At 51.1% G+C, this 19038-nt stretch carries 20 protein-coding genes and 2 pseudogenes; 5 read left to right on the top strand and 17 right to left on the bottom strand.

Annotation, left to right across the window (positions count from 1 at the left end):
* Positions 1-22 precede the first annotated feature (22 nt).
* The 14 genes from traM to HMPREF1532_RS20185 form a co-directional block, all read right to left on the bottom strand.
* Entirely contained in the window at positions 23-1381 is a 1359-nt protein-coding gene (gene traM / locus HMPREF1532_RS20250) for a conjugative transposon protein TraM (RefSeq protein ID WP_005790788.1), read from the bottom strand.
* A complete protein-coding gene (locus HMPREF1532_RS20245) occupies positions 1362-1649 on the bottom strand; it encodes a TraL conjugative transposon family protein (protein WP_005790789.1) in 288 nt (95 codons plus the stop codon). Before HMPREF1532_RS20245 ends, traM begins: the two co-directional genes overlap by 20 nt.
* Positions 1650-1688: 39 nt before the next feature.
* Positions 1689-2312 carry a conjugative transposon protein TraK gene (traK, locus tag HMPREF1532_RS20240; protein ID WP_004293887.1) on the bottom strand — a complete coding sequence of 208 codons (624 nt, stop codon included), beginning with the start codon at positions 2310-2312 and terminating at the stop codon, positions 1689-1691.
* Between the two features lie 32 nt (positions 2313-2344).
* A complete protein-coding gene (gene traJ, locus HMPREF1532_RS20235; RefSeq protein ID WP_005790792.1) occupies positions 2345-3349 on the bottom strand; it encodes a conjugative transposon protein TraJ in 1005 nt (334 codons plus the stop codon).
* A gap of 4 nt (positions 3350-3353) precedes the next feature.
* Positions 3354-3983, bottom strand: coding sequence for a DUF4141 domain-containing protein (locus HMPREF1532_RS20230; RefSeq protein ID WP_005790794.1), 630 nt, complete (start codon positions 3981-3983; stop codon positions 3354-3356).
* 24 nt (positions 3984-4007) lie between these two features.
* Positions 4008-4388, bottom strand: coding sequence for a DUF3876 domain-containing protein (locus HMPREF1532_RS20225; RefSeq protein WP_005790796.1), 381 nt, complete (start codon positions 4386-4388; stop codon positions 4008-4010).
* A gap of 34 nt (positions 4389-4422) precedes the next feature.
* Entirely contained in the window at positions 4423-6939 is a 2517-nt protein-coding gene (locus HMPREF1532_RS20220; protein ID WP_005790798.1) for a TraG family conjugative transposon ATPase, read from the bottom strand.
* Positions 6936-7268 (bottom strand): DUF4133 domain-containing protein, encoded by a 333-nt coding sequence (locus HMPREF1532_RS21150; protein ID WP_005790799.1) that lies wholly within the window; start codon positions 7266-7268, stop codon positions 6936-6938. The genes HMPREF1532_RS20220 and HMPREF1532_RS21150 overlap by 4 nt, the downstream gene beginning before the upstream one ends.
* 11 nt (positions 7269-7279) lie before the next feature.
* Positions 7280-7597 carry a DUF4134 domain-containing protein gene (locus tag HMPREF1532_RS20210; RefSeq protein ID WP_005790801.1) on the bottom strand — a complete coding sequence of 106 codons (318 nt, stop codon included), beginning with the start codon at positions 7595-7597 and terminating at the stop codon, positions 7280-7282.
* A 200-nt stretch (positions 7598-7797) separates the two neighbouring features.
* Entirely contained in the window at positions 7798-8538 is a 741-nt protein-coding gene (locus HMPREF1532_RS20205; RefSeq protein ID WP_005790803.1) for a hypothetical protein, read from the bottom strand.
* Positions 8535-8894 carry a DUF3408 domain-containing protein gene (locus HMPREF1532_RS20200; RefSeq protein WP_005790806.1) on the bottom strand — a complete coding sequence of 120 codons (360 nt, stop codon included), beginning with the start codon at positions 8892-8894 and terminating at the stop codon, positions 8535-8537. Before HMPREF1532_RS20200 ends, HMPREF1532_RS20205 begins: the two co-directional genes overlap by 4 nt.
* A 20-nt stretch (positions 8895-8914) precedes the next feature.
* Positions 8915-9364, bottom strand: a complete 450-nt coding sequence (locus tag HMPREF1532_RS20195) for a DUF3408 domain-containing protein (RefSeq protein ID WP_005790808.1) — start codon at positions 9362-9364, stop codon at positions 8915-8917.
* 5 nt (positions 9365-9369) lie between these two features.
* Positions 9370-10125, bottom strand: coding sequence for a ParA family protein (locus HMPREF1532_RS20190; RefSeq protein ID WP_005790809.1), 756 nt, complete (start codon positions 10123-10125; stop codon positions 9370-9372).
* Between the two features lie 56 nt (positions 10126-10181).
* Positions 10182-10421, bottom strand: coding sequence for a hypothetical protein (locus HMPREF1532_RS20185; protein WP_025819417.1), 240 nt, complete (start codon positions 10419-10421; stop codon positions 10182-10184).
* 385 nt (positions 10422-10806) lie between these two features.
* On the opposite strand from HMPREF1532_RS20185, the gene mobA reads away from it, so the two are divergent.
* The 5 genes and pseudogenes from mobA to HMPREF1532_RS20160 form a co-directional block, all read left to right on the top strand.
* Positions 10807-11235, top strand: coding sequence for a conjugal transfer protein MobA (gene mobA / locus HMPREF1532_RS20180; protein WP_005790810.1), 429 nt, complete (start codon positions 10807-10809; stop codon positions 11233-11235).
* A complete protein-coding gene (gene mobB / locus HMPREF1532_RS20175; protein ID WP_005790811.1) occupies positions 11214-12461 on the top strand; it encodes a conjugal transfer protein MobB in 1248 nt (415 codons plus the stop codon). The genes mobA and mobB overlap by 22 nt, the downstream gene beginning before the upstream one ends.
* 30 nt (positions 12462-12491) lie before the next feature.
* A pseudogene (locus HMPREF1532_RS20170) lies at positions 12492-13415 on the top strand (YWFCY domain-containing protein); the annotation flags it as partial.
* A 640-nt stretch (positions 13416-14055) separates the two neighbouring features.
* Positions 14056-15708 carry a group II intron reverse transcriptase/maturase gene (gene ltrA / locus HMPREF1532_RS20165; RefSeq protein ID WP_005647985.1) on the top strand — a complete coding sequence of 551 codons (1653 nt, stop codon included), beginning with the start codon at positions 14056-14058 and terminating at the stop codon, positions 15706-15708.
* Between the two features lie 121 nt (positions 15709-15829).
* Positions 15830-16918: pseudogene (locus tag HMPREF1532_RS20160) on the top strand (TraM recognition domain-containing protein); the annotation flags it as partial.
* A gap of 52 nt (positions 16919-16970) precedes the next feature.
* Here HMPREF1532_RS20160 and HMPREF1532_RS20155 read toward each other — a convergent pair.
* From HMPREF1532_RS20155 to HMPREF1532_RS20145, 3 genes are all read right to left on the bottom strand, one after another.
* A complete protein-coding gene (locus tag HMPREF1532_RS20155) occupies positions 16971-17726 on the bottom strand; it encodes a hypothetical protein (RefSeq protein ID WP_004293874.1) in 756 nt (251 codons plus the stop codon).
* The gene (locus tag HMPREF1532_RS20150) at positions 17695-18174 is read right to left on the bottom strand and encodes a Panacea domain-containing protein (protein ID WP_004293873.1); all 480 of its coding nucleotides are present in this window, start codon (positions 18172-18174) and stop codon (positions 17695-17697) included. Before HMPREF1532_RS20150 ends, HMPREF1532_RS20155 begins: the two co-directional genes overlap by 32 nt.
* Before the next feature lie 103 nt (positions 18175-18277).
* The gene (locus HMPREF1532_RS20145; RefSeq protein WP_004293872.1) at positions 18278-18883 is read right to left on the bottom strand and encodes an RteC domain-containing protein; all 606 of its coding nucleotides are present in this window, start codon (positions 18881-18883) and stop codon (positions 18278-18280) included.
* Between the last annotated feature and the right edge of the window lie 155 nt (positions 18884-19038).

The following is a 19038-nucleotide window of genomic DNA, read 5'->3' as shown; positions in this document are numbered from 1 at the left end:
AGTGGTAATTTTTTTATTGTTCTCAATCTTTTTCTTGGTAAAGCATGACCCTGTACCCGGCTTTCAGATGCACCTTGACGGTGCGCATCTTCTTGGCGATGTACTGGCTCGTGCCTTGTATCAGCCCCTTGCCCAAGTCGGAGGCGAGCTGCGCCCCGGCATTGGTGGAGATGTTGATGCTGCTCCCCAACGAGCCGCCCATGTTGGCGGCGACCTCCCTGACGGCGTTCATCTCCATCGAGTTCGGGATGAAGATGCCGGACTGTCCGTCCGTGTCATAGACCGCAAGTTCCACGGGGATAATCGTGCCGTCGTATTCCAGCGAGGTGATCCCGATGTCGAGCCGCTCACCCTGTATCTTGCCCGTGCCGACCACCACCGCATTGCGGGGGATTGTCCTGCCCGCCACCGCCATAGGCTCCAGCAGGCGCAGCCTTACCGTCTGCCCGTCCGTCACGCTCTGCGCCCCATGCACACATGCCGGTATGGTGTTCCTGTCCGATACCTCCGCCGTGCCGACAGCCGTATTAAAACTTCTGTTGCGCTCCTGCGAGAAAGTGGCGACAAACTCCGCGTTGCTCATGGGCTGTGCAAGCGAGGAAACAACTTGGCGGGTCACCTGCCTTACGGGTGTCGCCGTGTTCTTCTTTCCTTTCTGCACGGTGGCAGGCTCTGCCGCCTGTTCCGGCTTCCCACCGTTCTGACCGCCCATGTACTTTGCCGCCAGCTCGTAGGATTTCTCCATAAGAGCCACTTGGTCGTCCACGGCGGAAGCCTTGCCCTTCTCGCTTTCCAGTTCCGACTCCAGCGATGCGATGCGCTCCAACAATTCCTCCATCTCGGCATTGTCATTCTTCGGCTGTTCGTAGAAGTTGCCGAGCGTAGCGTTCAGGTCACGGTAGGCGGCAGCGGAGGATTGGATGGTCTGCGGCGTGGCGGGCTGTGCCTTTTCCTCCTTGCCGCCCGGATTGGCGAGGTCGAAGGCCGTTCCGTCCTCCGTTCCCACAATCTCTCGGTCGAACATGTCGCCCAACTGCCCGATGGCACGGTTGCGGCTCTCCTGACGCTCCTCCATCTCCCCATGCTCGTAGGCTTTCAGCTTGTCGCCGATAATCTGCCGGTTCGCCTTGTCCGCGTCGGGCATCTCGGTGTTGTAGCCGTCCGTTCCCGGCTGTTGCTCCTTGCCGGAGGACGGGGCGAATATCAGCCACATCGCCCCTATGAACACCAGCACCATAGCGGGCAGGACTATCATCTTCTGCCGTTTCAGCCGCTGCGCCTCGGTCAGCGGTTCGCGCTCCTTCTTCGGCTTTCCCGTGTCGGGAGCGGCTTTGTTCTCTTTCGTCGGTTCATTCTTTGGTTCATTCTTCTTCTGTTCCATATAAATAAGGTGTTAAGTGATTGTCTGTTTCCGCCGGGGTCGGCAGCTCCACCCGTCCGGCGTGTCCCGTTTCCATGCGTGAGCCATCATTCCTGCCGATGTCATAGACGGCTCTGCCGAAGGTGTATAGGGCAAGCACCGCGAAGGCGGCGAGCATCCCCAGCACGATGCGGCGGCATGTTTCCGGCGGCAAGCCGTCCAGATACCCTTTGAGCCTTTCCACCAGCCGTTTCCGTTTGTCGTGGAGCTTCCAGTACACGCCCCACATTGTTTTTCTGATACTTTTTACTTTCCGTTTCATAATCCGTTACCGTTTGATTGTCTGTAAATCCTTGTTCTCGATGATGGTGAAACCCTCGATGGTGAAACCGTTTGGGTTATCGTCCGACCGTGATGCGTTCAGCAGGCGGCAGGTGGTCACGAGGCTGCGCTCGGTGACGTTGCTCTGCCGGATGATTTTCTGCGTGGCGTAGGTCACGGCGCGGTAGGGATAGGCGTTGAAGTCGCACACCACGCTGTCCACCTTCAGCACTTGGTTGATGTTCCCGGCGATGATGCGGTTGTAGTACCCCTTCTCGGCGAAGTCCGAATAATAGTGGTACACGCTCTTGTCCGCCAGCAGCAAGGCACGTTTCACGTTGTGTTCAATCGCGCTTTTTTCAGGTGAGAGCGTGAAGAACAGCTCGTGGAAGCGGCGCACATGCTCCCGTGCCTCCGCCGGGCGGTTCTGCGACAGGTCCTGTGACAAGGCGAGCATCAGGCTCTTGCCGTTGTCCAGCACATAGATCTTCTCCCGTTGCTTCTCGGCGAAGCGGTAGGAGTTCCACACGCTCCACACCGTCACCACGGCGCACAGCGAGAGGAAGACGATACCGAACAGGCGTATCTGCCTGAACGACGATTCGATGTTTCTGAGTGACTTGAATTCCATTTTTACTTTTTCCGTTTATAATTGCACATTGATTATTTCAGCAGCTTGCCGATGCGTCCGACGGCGTTCCCTGCGGTAGCTCCCGCAACTCCGCCCGCCATGCCTCCGGCACGTCCAGCCATCTGGTTCATGTTACGGTTGTAGCCGCCCATGCCCCCGGCTTGGATGATCCAGCCCGCCACGGTGGGGATGGTGAAGTAACCGATGATGCCGATGCAGAGGAACACGATGTACACCCCGTCGCTCGAATCCAGCGAGAAGTTCGGGTCTGCCTGCATCCGCTCGATGTCGCTTTGCAGCATCAGCACCTGTATCTTAGCCAGTATGGTGCTGAACATGTCCGACACCGGCAGCCACAGATAGACCTGTATGTAGCGGCATATCCACTGCGTGAGCGTGCTTTGGAAACCGTCCCACACCGATATGGCGAAGGCTATCGGACCGAGTATCGCCAGCACCACGAGGAAGAAGGTGCGGACGGTGTCTATCACGAGGGCGGCGGCTTGGAACAGCAGTTCCAGTATCTCGCGGAAGAAGTCGCGGATGCTCTTTTTCATGTTGTACATTCCCCGGTCGATATACATCCCCGCCATCGTCACCATGTCGGAGGGCGACCAGCCGAGTTCCTCCAGCTGTTTGTCAAACTCCTCGTTGGACACGAGGTAGGCGGTTTCGGGGTTGCGCATCATCGCCTCGTATTCCAACTTGTCCTTCTGCTGGCGGTAGGTGTTCATGTCGAGCGTTTCCGCCTCCAGCATCTTCGCCGTGCCTTGCACGACGGGCGAAAGGATGCTGTTTATCGTACCCAGCACAACCGTGGGGAAGAACATGATGCAAAGACCGATGGCGAAGGGGCGGAGCATCGGGAACACGTCTATCGGTTCGGCTCTCGCCAGCGACTGCCATACCCTGTAGGCGACGTAGAACAGCGCGCCCAGCCCGGCGATGCCTTTCGCCACGCCCGCCATGTCCTCGCACAGCGGCATCATCTGCTCGTAGAGCGAGCGCAGAATCTGGTGAAGGTTGTCGAACTCCATAGTCTTACCAGTATCTTTCGTTCATGTTCCCGTACAGCCCCATGATGCGGTCGAGGTCGTTCTTCTTTTTAGCGCGGAGATAGGACACCGATATGTTCTTGTTGGTGTAGTAGCTCACGAGGTTGCGGTAACGCTTCATTTTGGAATGGCAGCGTTCCACCACGTCCATGCGCTCCTTGTCGGTCATGGAGAGCGTGGTGATGTTCACCACGTTTTTCAGTTCGGTCAGTACATCATTGCTCTCTTCCAGCAGCTTCGTGTAGCCGAAGGCGATGGCTCCCAGTTCCTCCACGGTGAAGTTGTCGTCACGCATCATCCGCTGGAAGTTGGTCACATAGATGTCGGTGATGTCGCCCACCATCAGGATGGTCTGTTGCACCTTGCGGGCATCCCGGACAAGGTTGTTCACTGATTTCAGCGCGTCGTAATACTTCTTTCCCTGCTCGTAGATTTTCACGGTTTCCTGAAAATTCTTCACCATGTTCTGGGCGGTGGTCGAGGTATGCACCACGTTCTTGGAGGTGTTCACGATGCTCTGGGCGATGTTGGACGGGTCTATCACCGCCCACTGTGCGCTTGCCCGGCCCGCGAGAAGCAGGCACAGGCAGACAATCATTGTTATTCTTGTTCTCATGTTTACTTTGGATTTTAGCGGTTGTTATTCTTCTGTCTGGTTCTCCGGCTGCGGCTTCACCCGCACATAGTCACCGTTTGGCGAGAAGGTCAGCACGTCCGTTGCCTCGTTGTAGGACACGTCGATGCGGAAGCCGGTGTTCATGAACAGGTTGCCGTTCTCCTCCTGCAAGAGATAGGTTTCCGGCTTGAGTTTGCGGCGCAGACCGCTCCGGCGGAACACCGTCACCTTGTAGGCTTCGCCCTCCTTGTAGATAAGCACGTCGGGCTTCCCCTCCACGCTCTCCCAGTTCCCGCACAGCATATCACGGAGGTTGTCGGCCACGTCGCAGGATTGCAGCATCATGACCGCCAATCCGATCAGGCACTTGCTGACTTGCAGCATTTTCACTTTTGGTAAATTCATACGCATTTTTCTTTTTTCGTTGATAAATTCATTTTTAATTGTTGGTTGTTTCCTTGTTTCTCCGCTTTTCGGCAAGTTGCCGGATGGCGGCTTCGATGTCGCCGCCCAGCTTCTCCGCCAGACGGTAAACCTCCACTTTCTCCGTTTCCTCGGTGGTGTACGCCAGATACTCTTCGGCACTGACCTCCGTAGCATAGACCGCCGACTGCGTGCCGCCCAAGCCTATCCACACCTCCTTGTAGAGCCGTGAAGGGTTGTTCGCCATGTTGATGGAGAGTATCTGCCCCTTCTCCTTTTCCGTCAGTCCGAGCAACGCCTGTATCTGGTCAAACTTGTTCATATACTTGCGCTGGTCGAGAAGTATCTTGCAGTCGGAGTTGTTGATGATGCTCTCCTTGACCACGGGAGAGGAAATGATGTCGTCCACCTCCTGCGTTACCACGATTGCCTCGCCGTAATATTTTCTGACCGTCTTGTACATATAGCGCAGGTATTCAGCCATGTTCGCCGAAGAAAGAGCCTTCCAAGCCTCTTCCACGATAAGCTGTTTCCGCACCCCTTTCAGCCGTCGCATCTTGTTGATGAAGGCTTCCATGATGATGATCGTCACGACCGGAAAAAGCTCGCGGTTTTCCTTTATGCTGTCAATTTCGAAGACAATGAACCGCTTGTTGAGCAGGTCGATGTTCTCCGTGGAGTTGAGCAGGAAGTCGTAACGCCCGCCCCGGTAATACTGCCGCATGGTGGTGAGCATGTTGTCGATGTTGAAGTCGGACTTCTCCACCTTGATGTCACGTTCAGCCAGCTCCTTGCGGTAGTCGTCGCGCATATACTCGTAGAAGGTGTTGAAAGACGGCACGATGCTCCGGTCTGCCTTGATGCGCTCGATGTAGGCACTCACGGCACTGCCCAGTTCGCCGCTCTCCGTCTTCGTCACCTTGTCGTCCTCCGACTTCCAGAGCGTCAGCAGCAGGGTCTTGATGCTGTCCTTCTTCTCCACGTCGAAGACATAATCATCGGTGTAGAACGGGTTGAACGATATGGGCTTTTCCTCCGTGTAGGTGAAGTACACGCCGTCCGCTCCGCCTGTCTTGCGCCGGATCATGCCGCACAAGCCCTGATAAGAGTTTCCCGTGTCCACCAGCACGACGTGCGTACCTTGTTCGTAGTATTGCCTCACGAGGTGGTTCATGAAGAACGACTTGCCGCTGCCCGAAGGACCCAGCACGAACTTGTTGCGGTTCGTGGTGATGCCCCGCTTCATGGGCAGGTCGCTGATGTCGAGGTGCAGCGGTTTTCCCGTGAGCCTGTCCACCATCTTGATGCCGAAGGGCGAGAGCGAAGAGCGGTAATTGGTTTCCTCCGTGAACAGGCACACCGCCTGCTCGATGAAGGTATGGAAACTCTCTTCCGCCGGAAAGTCCGCCGCGTTGCCGGGTATCGCCGCCCAGTAGAGCGTCGGGCAGTCGATGGTGTTGTGGCGCGGCACGCACTCCATGCTTGCCAGCTGGCTGCCCACATCGTTCCTTATATGCTTCAGCTCCTCCGCGTCGTCGCTCCACGCCATGACGTTGAAATGCGCCCGTACCGAGGTCAGCCCGTAGGAATGGGCTTCGTTCAGGTATTGGTCTATCCACTCGCGGTTGATACTGTTGCTCCGGCTATACCGTGAGAGCGACTGCATGTTGCGGGCGGATTTCTCGAACTTCTGCAAGGCTTCCTCGCTGTTGTCTATCAGCACATACTGGTTGTAGATATGGTTGCAGGAGAGCAGCAACCCCACGGGGGAGGCGAAGGAGAGGCGGCAGTCGCTCCGGTCGGTGGAGAGCTTCTCGTAACGGGTGTCGGTTGCCACCTTGCCCGGCAGGTCTTCCGCGTCGGAGAGGGTGTGCAGGCACAGTCGGTTGTCGCCGATGCGCATCTCCCTTGCCGAAAGCTCAATATCTTGTAAGGTGGTATTCCCCTCCGGCATGAGCGAGAAGTAGCGTTCAATCAATCCCGTTTTTCCCTCAGTACCCACAATCTCATCGGTGGATAGGCGGCGCAGCCTGACAAGCCCGCTGTCGTTCATGATGCGCTCGAACTGTTCGCAGGCTTCCAAGAACTTGGTCGTGGTTTCCTTGTCCAGCTCCTTCGGGATGATATGTCCCCGGCACAGCGTGCTGAAGTTGCTCTGCATCCGGTTACGCTCCTTTGTCGTCTTGGTCAGGTAGAGATAGCAGGTGTGTTTCAGGTACGGACGCTCGTTGAAGTGTCGCTCGAAGCTGCGTGAGAGGAAACTCATGTCGTCCTTCTGAAGTTCCGGCTTGTAGCGTTCCTTGATGAACCAGTCCTGTTTGTGGACGACGGAGTAGTCCGGCAGCACCTTGATTGCCTTGCACCAGCAGCCGTGTATCGCCTCGTACTCCGCGCCCGTCACGGTGTAAAGTTCCGGCAGCTCCACCTCGAAAGCCACCGTGATGTCGGCGTCCTTTGAGATGATGCAGCCATGCTCCACCGCTAAAAGCGGGAACTTGTTTTCCAGTGTTGTCATTTTCGATGTATTCCTCATTGTCTTTCTTCCTTTCGTTGTCGTTTGAACAGACGGGGTATCCGCCGCCGGTTAATCAGGTATCGGGGGTGGCTCCGTGCCGCTCCCATTTTCATCAGCCCGTGTTCGCCGTACCGGGCGTTCAGCGCGAAGGTCTGCCATACAAGGAGGGAGGACGATGCCGCGCCGAAGCCGATACATATCCACTGGTCGATGCCGACCATGTAGAGGATGACGAACAGGACGAAGAGAGCCAGCAGACCTCCGCAGAAGATGAAGAGGTACTGAGCCTTCAAGCCCTTGAACTCTACCGGACGACCGATACCCTTGTTTACCGGGTATTCAGCCATACATTATTATATTAGAGGAAGAATGAGCGCAGGATGGTGGCGGCTACAATCAGGAAGATGCACGCGCCGAACCAGCTTGCGGCTGTTTTTGAGGTGTCGGGGTCGCCCGATGAAAATTTCCCGTACACTTTCACGCCCCCGATAAGCCCGACGACCGCGCCGATGGCGTATATCAGTTTCGTGCCGGGGTCGAAATAGGAACTCACCATAGAGGTGGCTTCGTTGATGCCCGCGATGCCGTTTCCCTGCGCGAAGGCGGAGGCGGTTGCGGCGATGATGAGTGCCGCAGAGAGGATTGTTTTTCTGTTTCTTACGATGTTCTTGTTCATAAACTGTCCTTGTTTTTTGCCGTCGAAAGGGTGGATGGTCCTTTGTCGGGCGGTTGATACTTTTTTACTTTACTTTGGTTTAGTGGTCGCCCTTTTGTTTCCACGGACTTGGGTGTGTCCGTTGCGTACCGGATGCGCCTTGCGCTTCCTCGCCGCGTGGGTTGATTGTCATTCCTTCATGTTCTTTCCTTTTTCAGTTGTCATACATAGTTGCGGATGTCGAACTCCTCGATGTTGTCAGGCACGACGAACACTTTGCTTTTTGCTTGTGCCACGGTAGTGTTTACCGTGTCCACAAAGACTGCCATTGCTTTGGCAAGCCTCTCGCTCATTGCTTCGTCGGTCAAGCGTTCCGTTATTCTGGAGTAAAGCTCCGTCCCGTCAAGCTCCGTCATGACTTTTCCAGCGTGTCGCATCTCCGCTTCGGACGGTGAGTCCTTCTTTATTGTTCGTACTGCCATGTCGATGTCCTCGAATGCACTTCCCGAAGCCTGTCCCTTGCCCGGTTCATCATCCTCCGGCTCATCCTCTCCGTATTCCAGTTCCTCCGGCGATATGCTCGTGAAGGTTTCATCGAGTTTATCCTCCGGGACTTGTGTCGGGCGCGATGCGGTTTCCGTGTTTCCGTCGTCAAAAGTAGCCTCTTCTTCCGACAGCTCAATGCCTTTTTCCGAAATGGCTGCTTCTTGCGTCGATATGGCAGCGGTTGTCCGAGTTGGAGCCATCCTGAAACGGCTCTTACCGATGATGTCCGCATCTTCATCCGAGGCTTCACTATGCAAGGTATCTTGCTTTTCACTCTTCGTTCCCAACGACCGCCATAATCCGGCAGCCCCTTTGAGGAACCGGACGAATTTTGTTTCCGTTATTCTGTCAGACAATAACATGAGCAGGAACCAGACGTTGCAGGCAACCGATACAATCAAGAATACTTTTGTCATAATCTCACTTTTTTGGCGTTTTCAATCTGTTCCATGTACTTCTCACCGTATTGTCTGAAATGGTCACGGAGAACATTGTCCACGAACTTGCCGATGCTCAATCCGTTTCCCAATCGGTTGGCGACAATAGCGACTTTCTCATGGACTTCACGGGAGATGTATATGCACTGTCGTGTTTTGATTTCCGACGATTGCAGGAAAGCCGCAATAGGCTTGCTGCCCTTTCCCTTTCCGGGAACATCACAGGTCTTTCCCAGACCTTTGTCGGTTGCACACTTCGCTGCACGGGCAACGTTTCTCTCACTCTTTCTTGTTTGCAGGCTGTCCGCCTGACTGTCATTCATCTTTCTTCTCATGTTGTTATTGATTAAAATGTTTATAAATTGTATGACTCCATGTGTCGCTTGAAGGATTCCGCTATCTCGTCTTGAAACTGTGTGAAATGGTAGGTCAGCACGTTGTCAAGAAAACCGGCGATAGTCACCTCGTTACCTCCGATGATATGTAGCATTTTCAGTATGCGGTCGTGGTACTCCTTTCGGATGTACACCTGTTTTCCGAGCCTTGCCGTGACATTGGACTCCCGCACGAACATGGAATCGTAATCCGTCTTCTCCGGCTTGCCGTTCCTGCGCCTGCGTTCCGTTTCTTCTTTGGGACGTGATGCAGGTTGGGGTCCGGCCGACTGCGGTTCTTCCTTCGGTGGTAGATCCGATACATTGCCGTCCGTGCTTCTTGCTTCCGGCGGTATGCTTGCATCGTCCATACGGAACGAGTTGATTATGGCATCACTGTCGATGTCCTCGATTCTTGCTTTCTTTGCCATGACACTCAATTTTTGATGATACCGAGAATTTCATCCACAAGGCGGTCAAGGTTGCTGCCGCGTACCAGTGTCTTGTCCGCAGGGAACGCCGTGGAACGGAACACCGCCTTGCGCTCCGCCGCTGTTTCCTTGCGGAAACGCTTGCTGTCCGGCAGGAATGTTTCGAGGATAGGCAGGGCGAACTCGGCGCATACCTTGTCGTATGCCTTGTATAGTTCCGTCTTCTCGCGTCCGTCCACCATGTTCCACACAAGGTAGATTCCTTTGATGCCGGATTTTCCCGTGCTTATCATCTGTTCGTTAATGACTGTGGCGAACTTGATGGAACTTTCCATCACCACCCTGTCTGCGATGATGGGTGTGAAGATGTAGTCCATCTTGGCGATAGTCTGTACCACATCGGCATTGTTGATAGTACCCGGCAGGTCGAAGAACACGAAATCAAGGTCGGGCTGTGCCTCCGTCAGATTTTCGGCGGTTCTTATCGCATCCTCCGCGCGGCTGCATCTGATTGTGTACGGGTTTTTCTTCAGCCGCTTGAGCTGCTCATACGCCATCACTTTGTAATGCCCGTCCTCCATGACGGCTTTCAGGTCACGCTTGCGCATGTCATGAATACTGTACTGCGGAAAGTCGCAGTCCACCACGGCCACGTTGTAGCCTTTCACATAGTGCAGGTAGCTTGCCACAAGCACTGTCAGGGTTGTCTTTCCGGCCCCTCCTTTCTGCGTGGAGATTGCCACATAAGTTGTCTCTTTCATTTGTTTGATAATTTATTAAGTTACACATCTGTCCGGTCACGGCAGCGTATTGCCATTCATACGCACGCACGCTTTACCGTCCGTTCATTTACCTGTTCACCAATCCGTCCAAGCCTGCGGACATCCGATTGCATATCCACCCGTCCAAGCCTTGGTTCATACGCATGAATACGGGAATGGAAATCCGGTTGTCCGTTCACACCCGCTTCCGACCGTTTGGACAGATGCCCGGATTGCTGTCCGAACATCCGATTGAAGGGGTGTGCTTTCAGTCCTTCATCCGAATCATGCTGCAAATAAACAATGATATTTTGAAACTTGTATCACTTCCCAAGCAAGTGGCAGCACGTTGCGCCGGTTGGCAGTCATTGACCGGGTCAAGCATCTGTCCGATACCGCTTTAAGGGCGTAACTTTGCCCCCGGACAGCAGGGTTCGCCGATGGTGGCGCAGCCGGAGTCCTGAAAGGTATCTTCCCAATCCGTCCCCTGACGGATTTTTATGTTCACCTGAACATAGCAAGATGTCTTTTCAGCCGCTCAAAATATTTTGAGCAGCCACGAAAAGCACTTGCCCTTGCAGGGGACGGGCTTTCCCTCCGAAGTCGGAAAGCCTTTCAGAACTGCGGTGCCGTGAACAGAAGCGGCGGCTTATGCCGTCAATCCGCTAAATCCAAAGTGATATGAAAGAGAAAAGGAAAAGCAAAGCAGGGAGAAATCCCAAACTCGATCCGGCGGTGTACCGCTACACCGTCCGTTTCAACGAAGAGGAACACAACCGTTTCCTCGCCATGTTTGGAAAATCGGGTGTCTATGCAAGGTCGGTTTTCCTCAAAGCGCACTTCTTCGGGCAACCGTTCAAGGTGCTGAAGGTGGACAAGACGCTGGTGGACTACTACACCAAGCTATCGGATTTTCATGCGCAGTTCCGCGCCGTGGGGACGAATTACAACCAAGTCGTGAAGGAATTGAGGCTGCATTTTTCCGAGAAAAAAGCGATGGCGTTGCTCTACAAGCTGGAGCAACGCACCGTCGAACTCGTGAAACTGAGCCGTCAGATTGTGGAATTGTCGAGAGAAATGGAAGCAAAATGGTCGCAAAAATCAGTGTAGGAGACTCGTTGTACGGCGCGATTGCCTACAACGGGGAGAAGATTAACGAGGCGCAGGGGCGGCTTCTCACCACCAACCGCATCTACAATGACGGTTCGGGAACGGTGGACATAAGCAAGGCGATGGAGGGTTTCCACACCTTCCTGCCACCGCAGATGAAGGTCGAGAAGCCGGTGGTGCATATCTCGCTCAACCCGCACCCAGAGGATGTGCTGACCGATATTGAGTTGCAGAATATCGCCCGCGAGTATCTGGAAAAACTCGGTTTCGGAAACCAGCCTTATCTTGTTTTCAAGCACGAGGACATAGACCGCCACCACCTGCACATCGTAACGGTCAACGTGGACGAAAACGGGAAAAGGCTCAACCGGGATTTTCTCTACCGCCGCAGCGACCGTATTCGCAGGGAACTGGAACAGAAGTACGGATTGCATCCGGCAGAACGTAAAAATCAGAGATTGGATAACCCGTTGCGCAAGGTGGACGCATCAGCAGGCGATGTGAAGAAGCAGGTGGCTGGCACCGTGAAAGCTCTGAACGGGCAGTACCGTTTCCAGACGATGGGCGAATACCGTGCGCTCCTTTCCATCTATAACCTGACGGTGGAGGAAGCGAGGGGTAACGTGCGCGGACGGGAATATCACGGGCTGGTCTATTCCGTCACGGACGGCAGGGGCAACAAGGTGGGCAACCCGTTCAAGTCCTCGCTCTTCGGGAAGTCCGCAGGCTATGAAGCCATGCAGAAGAAGTTTGTACGTTCCAGATCGGAGATTAAGGACAGGAAACTGGCAGACATGACGAAACGTACCGTTCTTTCCGTGCTGCAAGGCACTTATGACAAGGATAGGTTTGTTTCCCAACTTAAAGAGAAGGGCATCGACACCGTACTGCGCTACACGGAGGAAGGGCGCATCTACGGGGCTACCTTCATCGACCACCGCACGGGGAGTGTGCTGAACGGTTCGCGCATGGGCAAGGAGCTTTCGGCGAATGCCTTGCAGGAACACTTCACCCTGCCATACGCCGGACAACCGCCGATACCGTTATCCATCCCTATGGATGCTGCGGACAAGGCACACGGACAGACCGCATACGACCGTGAAGACGTATCGGGCGGAATGGGCTTGCTCACTCCCGAAGGTCCGGCGGTAGATGCCGAGGAAGAGGCTTTCATCCGGGCGATGAAGCGCAAAAAGAAGAAAAAGCGCAAGGGCTTGGGTTTGTAATCGGAGTATCAACAATTAAAAAATCAATGTATGTCACAACAAGAAGACGATTTGAGGGCATTGGCGAAAATCATGGATTTTCTGCGTGCCGTGAGTATCATTTTAGTGGTCATGAACGTGTACTGGTTCTGCTACGAAGCCATCCGGCTATGGGGCGTGAACATCGGTGTGGTGGACAAAATCCTTCTGAACTTCGACCGCACGGCGGGGCTGTTCCATTCCATTCTGTACACGAAACTGTTTGCCGTCCTGCTGCTTGCCCTGTCCTGTCTGGGTACGAAAGGGGTCAAGGGCGAGAAAATCACTTGGGGAAGAATATGGACGGCACTCGCCGCCGGATTCGTGCTGTTTTTCCTCAACTGGTGGATACTGGCTCTGCCGCTGCCGGTTGAAGCGGTGACGGGCTTGTATATCCTTACCATCGGCACGGGCTATGTCTGTCTTTTGATGGGCGGGCTGTGGATGAGCCGCCTGTTGAAACACAATCTGATGGAGGATGTTTTCAACAACGAGAATGAGAGTTTCATGCAGGAAACGAGGCTCATCGAAAGCGAGTATTCGGTCAATCTGCCCACACGCTTCTATTACAAAAAGCGTTGGAACAATGGCTGGATCAATGTGGTGAATCCCTTCCGTGCGTCCATCGTGTTGGGTACGCCGGGCAGCGGCAAGTCATACGCCGTGGTAAACAATTTTATCAAGCAACAGATTGAAAAGGGCTTCTCGATGTATGTATATGACTTCAAATTCAGTGACTTGTCCACCATAGCCTACAACCATTTGCTGAACCACCCGGAGGGCTACAAGGTGAAGCCGAAATTCTATGTGATCAATTTCGACGACCCGCGACGCTCACACCGTTGCAATCCCATACACCCGGATTTCATGGAGGATATTACGGACGCTTACGAGAGTGCCTACACGATAATGCTTAACCTCAATAAAACTTGGGTGTGACCTGTAAAGTCGCGTAATTGATTGTTAAACAGTGATATTAGTTGCATGATTTAACCCGCTGTTCCGTCAGCGGTAGCCTACTATAAGGTGCATCTCCAGTGATGGGTTGTGCCAAGCTTATAGGACAAAGTACACTCTCCGAAAGGACAAGACTGAACCGTGAGGGAACGTCAAGGGCGGTTAGTATCATACTGCCGAGTGGCGAGGCTGGATAGCATGGTTAACATAAGTGAACTGTCTTTAGCCATCGTGAGGTTTGAAGGAGCGGAAGATACTTTAGCTCTCACCAAAAGGTAAGCAGTCGGATAACCCCTGCCCATGTTGGGGTTACACGGACATGGCACTGCCGGTGGACTTGACAGAACCTAAACTATCCTTTTGTCAATTACGTGGAACAGGGCAAGCCTGTATCTCTCTCGTAACAACGCGAGTAAGCGAACCGCAAGGCAAGCCGAAAGGGGTGCAGGTATGAGATAACGGAGAAAGCGAACGCCTCCCTGTAATGGGGAGGATACGGATTGAATCGACATCACGGGCTGATTGTGGATAACATCATCCGACACGAAAGTGGGCAGACTTCCGTATATGGTAACTCTTTACAAGATAACTTTTAGAACTTTCAAAAGGAGGAAAGCAAATGAACGAAACTAAGACATCGTGTGCGCCTGCTGACAACAGGAATCTGACTTGGGACGGTATGAACTGGTCCAAGTGCGAAGCCTATGTCCGAAAGCTTCAAGCGCGTATTGTAAAGGCTCAGAAAGAAGGCAGACATAACAAGGTGAAAGCCTTGCAATGGATGCTCACTCACTCTTTTTACGCCAAGGCATTGGCTGTAAAGAGGGTTACTTCCAACAAAGGGAAGAAAACGTCTGGAGTAGATAAACAGCTTTGGGACTCTCCCAAGCGCAAGTACAAAGCAATCAGTGAACTGAAACGCCGTGGCTACAATCCGCAGCCACTCCGTAGGGTTCACATCAAGAAAAAGAACGGTAAACTCCGACCGTTGGGAATACCGACCATGAAAGACAGGGCGATGCAGGCTTTATATCTCATGGCATTGGAACCGATAGCCGAAACGACAGGCGACCGTTTCTCCTACGGCTTCCGAAAGAAGCGCAGGACAATGGACGCAATCCGTCAGATTGATACGGTTTTAAACCGCCAACATTCTCCCGAATGGATTTTGGAGGGAGATATAAAAGGCTGTTTCGACCACATCAGCCACGACTGGCTCATTGAGAATATCCCTATGGATAAGACAATACTCAGAAAATGGTTGAAATGTGGAGCTGTGTTCAACGGAAAACTATTCCCGACAGAAGAGGGTACGCCACAAGGAGGTATCATATCACCGACACTTGCAAACATGGTACTTGACGGGCTTCAGCCGCTCTTGGCTAAAAGATTCAAAAGACTATGGCGTAACAACAAGACATTCCATTACAAGGTAAATCTTATTCGCTATGCTGACGACTTTATAATCACAGGCCGAGATAAGGAACTATTGGAAAACGAAGTCAAACCAATAGTGATAGAATTTCTCAAAGAAAGAGGTCTTACCTTATCCGAAGAGAAAACTACTATTACGAACATATATGACGGATTTGATTTCTTGGGTTTCAATGTAAGGAAGTTCGGCAAAAAGCTATACACATCTCCGTCCAAAGACGCACAGAAACGCTTTAGGGCAAAAATCAGTGACATAGTCAAAGGACATAAGATGTGTAAGCAGGAATCGCTGATACGAATGCTCAATCCTGTAATCACAGGATGGGGTAACTATTACCGATATGGTGCATCGACCGATGCTTTTCATGGTTGCGACTACCACATTTATAATCTCACGAAGAAATGGGCCTTACGTCGTCACCCTAAGAAACGCAAGTCTTGGGTCGCAGACAGGTATTGGCATGAAATTCGGGGACGCAAATGGACGTTTGCGTGGAAATATGAAACGAAAAGTATGAAAGTGAACTACCTGACCCTTAAAAGATTGTCGGATATACATTATACTCCGTACAAGCAAGTCAAGGGAGAGGCAAATCCTTTTGACCCGGAATACGATGATTATTTCTCTCAGCGTAAGGAGCAACAAATGCTGGAATCTCTCAAAGGACGTAAGTCTCTCTTATATTTATGGAACAAGCAGAACCGGATTTGTCCGTTATGTGGCAAGGAAATAGACTGTACAAAAGCATGGAACGTCAACGAAATATCTGTTGGTGGTTCGATTGTACGGCAACTTGTCCACAACAACTGCTACAAGCGAAATAAACGAAAATGTTGAAAGTATGAGCCGATTTCTAACAACAAATAGAAATATTGAGTTGCTTGAGCCGTATGAGGGGAAACTCTCACGTACGGTTCTTAGGGGAGAAGGGGGCAGCAATGCCCTTGACTTACCCGATGTGCAAAAGCAGGGCGACTTCTTCGTGGAGTCACCTATCATTTTGTTTGCCAGCATTATCTGGTATCTCAAAATCTATCAGAACGGGAAGTATTGCACGTTTCCCCATGCCATCGAGTTTTTGAACCGCCGCTACGAGGATATTTTCCCGATACTGACCTCTTACCCGGAGCTGGAAAACTACCTTTCCCCGTTCATGGATGCTTGGCTCGGAGGGGCTGCGGAGCAGCTCATGGGGCAGATAGCGTCGGCGAAAATCCCGCTTTCGAGGATGATTTCCCCGCAGCTCTATTGGGTGATGTCGGACAGCGAGTTTACGCTGGACATCAACAATCCCGAAGAGCCGAAAATCCTATGCGTGGGCAACAATCCCGACCGTCAGAACATCTACGGGGCGGCTCTCGGATTGTATAACTCCCGTATCGTGAAACTCATCAACAAGAAGGGAATGCTGAAGTCATCGGTCATCATCGACGAGCTGCCCACGATATACTTCAAGGGGTTGGACAACCTTATAGCCACCGCCCGAAGCAACAAGGTTGCCGTGTGTCTGGGATTTCAGGATTTCAGCCAGCTGGTGCGCGACTACGGTGATAAGGAGGCGAAAGTGGTGATGAATACGGTCGGTAACATTTTCTCCGGGCAGGTGGTAGGTGAAACGGCAAAGACACTATCGGAACGGTTCGGTAAGGTGTTGCAGAAACGGCAGTCTATCTCCATCAACCGGCAGGATGTTTCCACCTCCATCAACACGCAGATGGATGCGCTCATTCCGCCGAGCAAGATTTCCGGTCTGACGCAGGGAATGTTTGTCGGTTCGGTGTCCGACAACTTCAACGAACGTATCGAACAGAAAATTTTTCACTGCGAGATTGTGGTGGATGCCGAGAAGGTGAAGCGGGAGGAACGTGCCTACAAGAAAATTCCGGTCATTACCGATTTCACGGACGAGGACGGCAACGACCGCATGAAAGAAACGGTGCAGGCGAACTACCGGCGTATCAAGGAAGAGGTGAAGCAGATTGTGCAGGAGGAACTGGAGCGCATCGCGGGCGATGATAACCTGAAATATCTGTTGCAGCAGAAGTAAATAAAAAAATGAAGAAAGGCTTACCATAAACCTTTCTTCATTTTTTTAGAACTTAAGCATTATCCATACTTACTAAGATTCCGTTTTCCAAAATTTTTTGCAATGGAATTTTCTTTAAGATTTCTTGATAAGTGCTATAGAAGTCATTATCAAGTCCTATATAAACAATATTGTCATGTAATTCTTCTATAACACTAATATGTGAATGCAATTTGCACTTTTTATCAGAACAATCTGATACGATACTTTTAATTCGTTCCAACTTATTTAATAAATCATCATATTGAGATAACCCTTTTGTAGTTGGTTGTATTTGATAATTAGTTTTCTTTGCCGGTTGTATATTATGTTCAGGATCTAATAATACTATGTGAAATATAGAAGAATCCCGATCAAAATAACCTACAATACGCCCCGTACTTTTTGTTATCGAAAATTGCATTATTGGAAAATCTGTCTCATTGTCCAATATTTCTTTTGGTAGCCAATCTAAATCTTTTCGTTGAATAGGAATGTTTTTAGCACTCCAATCTATTGGATGACATCTTAATGCAATACTACCTCTATTTTCTTCTAATACTTCTTGCGGTGTCATAGTACCCAAAGCACCTAATCTTTCAAGAAGCCCAATATGCCATCCCTTAGAACACTCTCCAATCTGAAAATTAGGTATCTGCTTAAAGTAAGAGAAGGAAAAAGTTATCTTCCTTCTCTTTAACTCATTTTCTTGTTCTTTGGTAACTAATGATTTGTTTCCGTATTTAGGAGAATCTGAATTAAGATTTAATAGTTTCCCATTTTTTCCCATAATACTCAATCATTAGTTCTGGAGTAATAACCTTGTCACAACGCTCATTTACATTTAAATCTCCACGTGTTTCAATCCAAGGCATCTCATTGTGGGACAATCGTTCTAATTCAGCACCGCTATATTTAAGATAATTCTCCAATATAAAGTCAATGAATTCAGCGTCTTCTGATGATAAACTCACATTGTGATTCATGCAATCATCAATATTGATTTCTGAATAGAGATATTTTGTAGAATTAAATCGATTGTAGATTTCTCGATTTACCGGACCATGAATCCATGCTTCAAACTCGCCGTCAAACATAGGTTTTTTATTGATACCATAAGACCATGCTTGAACATAATACAATAACTTCTGCAACTTTAAATTTATTAAAGACGCAAATCTATCTTCCGATTTTACTCGTAAGATAATGTAGTCTGTTATATCGTGTATTGAGTTCATCTGAATTATGACTATATCAATTTCAATGCAAAGTTAATATCTTTTTCTAATATAACAAAATAATGAATTGAATTGATGTGATTTATTCTAATGAATTTGTTTTTTATCTCCTCATACGATCCAACTCATCATCGCGCAGCATCCTCTCGTTCAATTTCTCCTGCATTCTGTCAAGGAAGTAGGTGCGGCTTTCGTTCTTCCGGCGTTTGATATCGGTGTAGAAACGGTAGCAGTCCTTCGACTCAACCCCGAATATCTTGTAAAGGAGCGGGGCAAGCTGTTTGAGCGGCATGTTGCCGTTGTTGATGCAGCCCATCTCGTCGATGCCGTAGATAAGTTCCACGAGGTCGATGGCATTGCCCGTCCATTGCAGGAGGCTGGTGGCGGTTTCTGTTGTGTTGTTGGCGGATATCAGTGGCGGCACTTGGGGCGTGGCAAGGAATTTCTGCATCTTCCTCACGAAAGACAGGGCCTTGCTGACATAGGCGGCAATCTCTCTCTTTTCTTCTGACAGGTTGCGCACGGGATGGTGCTGCAACTCGATTTCGATGTAGGCAAGCGCGATGACGGTAAGGTTCGCGTCCATGCTACCGTTACACAGTTCGATCACTTGGGTGGCAAAAGCCGTGTATGCCGTTTCCATATTGCAGTCACCGGCTTCGTTTATCAGGCGGAAAAAGTCGGTTTCCGCCAGCAAGAAATAATTCATGGTTCTGTCAATTTTGAAAATTACACTTTGTTTTCTGCGTGCGCACATGAATATAATTGGCAAAAAACGCGGCAGAAAATAAAAAATCCAACACTCAATTTTACAAAGTACTGGATTTCAGAGGTATAAAATTCAATATTTTTTCACAAGGACAA

Source organism: Bacteroides salyersiae WAL 10018 = DSM 18765 = JCM 12988 (assembly GCF_000381365.1).
Classification (GTDB): domain Bacteria; phylum Bacteroidota; class Bacteroidia; order Bacteroidales; family Bacteroidaceae; genus Bacteroides; species Bacteroides salyersiae.
The sequence above is the reverse complement of the archived record's forward strand: the minus strand, read 5'-3'. Positions and strand labels throughout refer to the sequence as shown.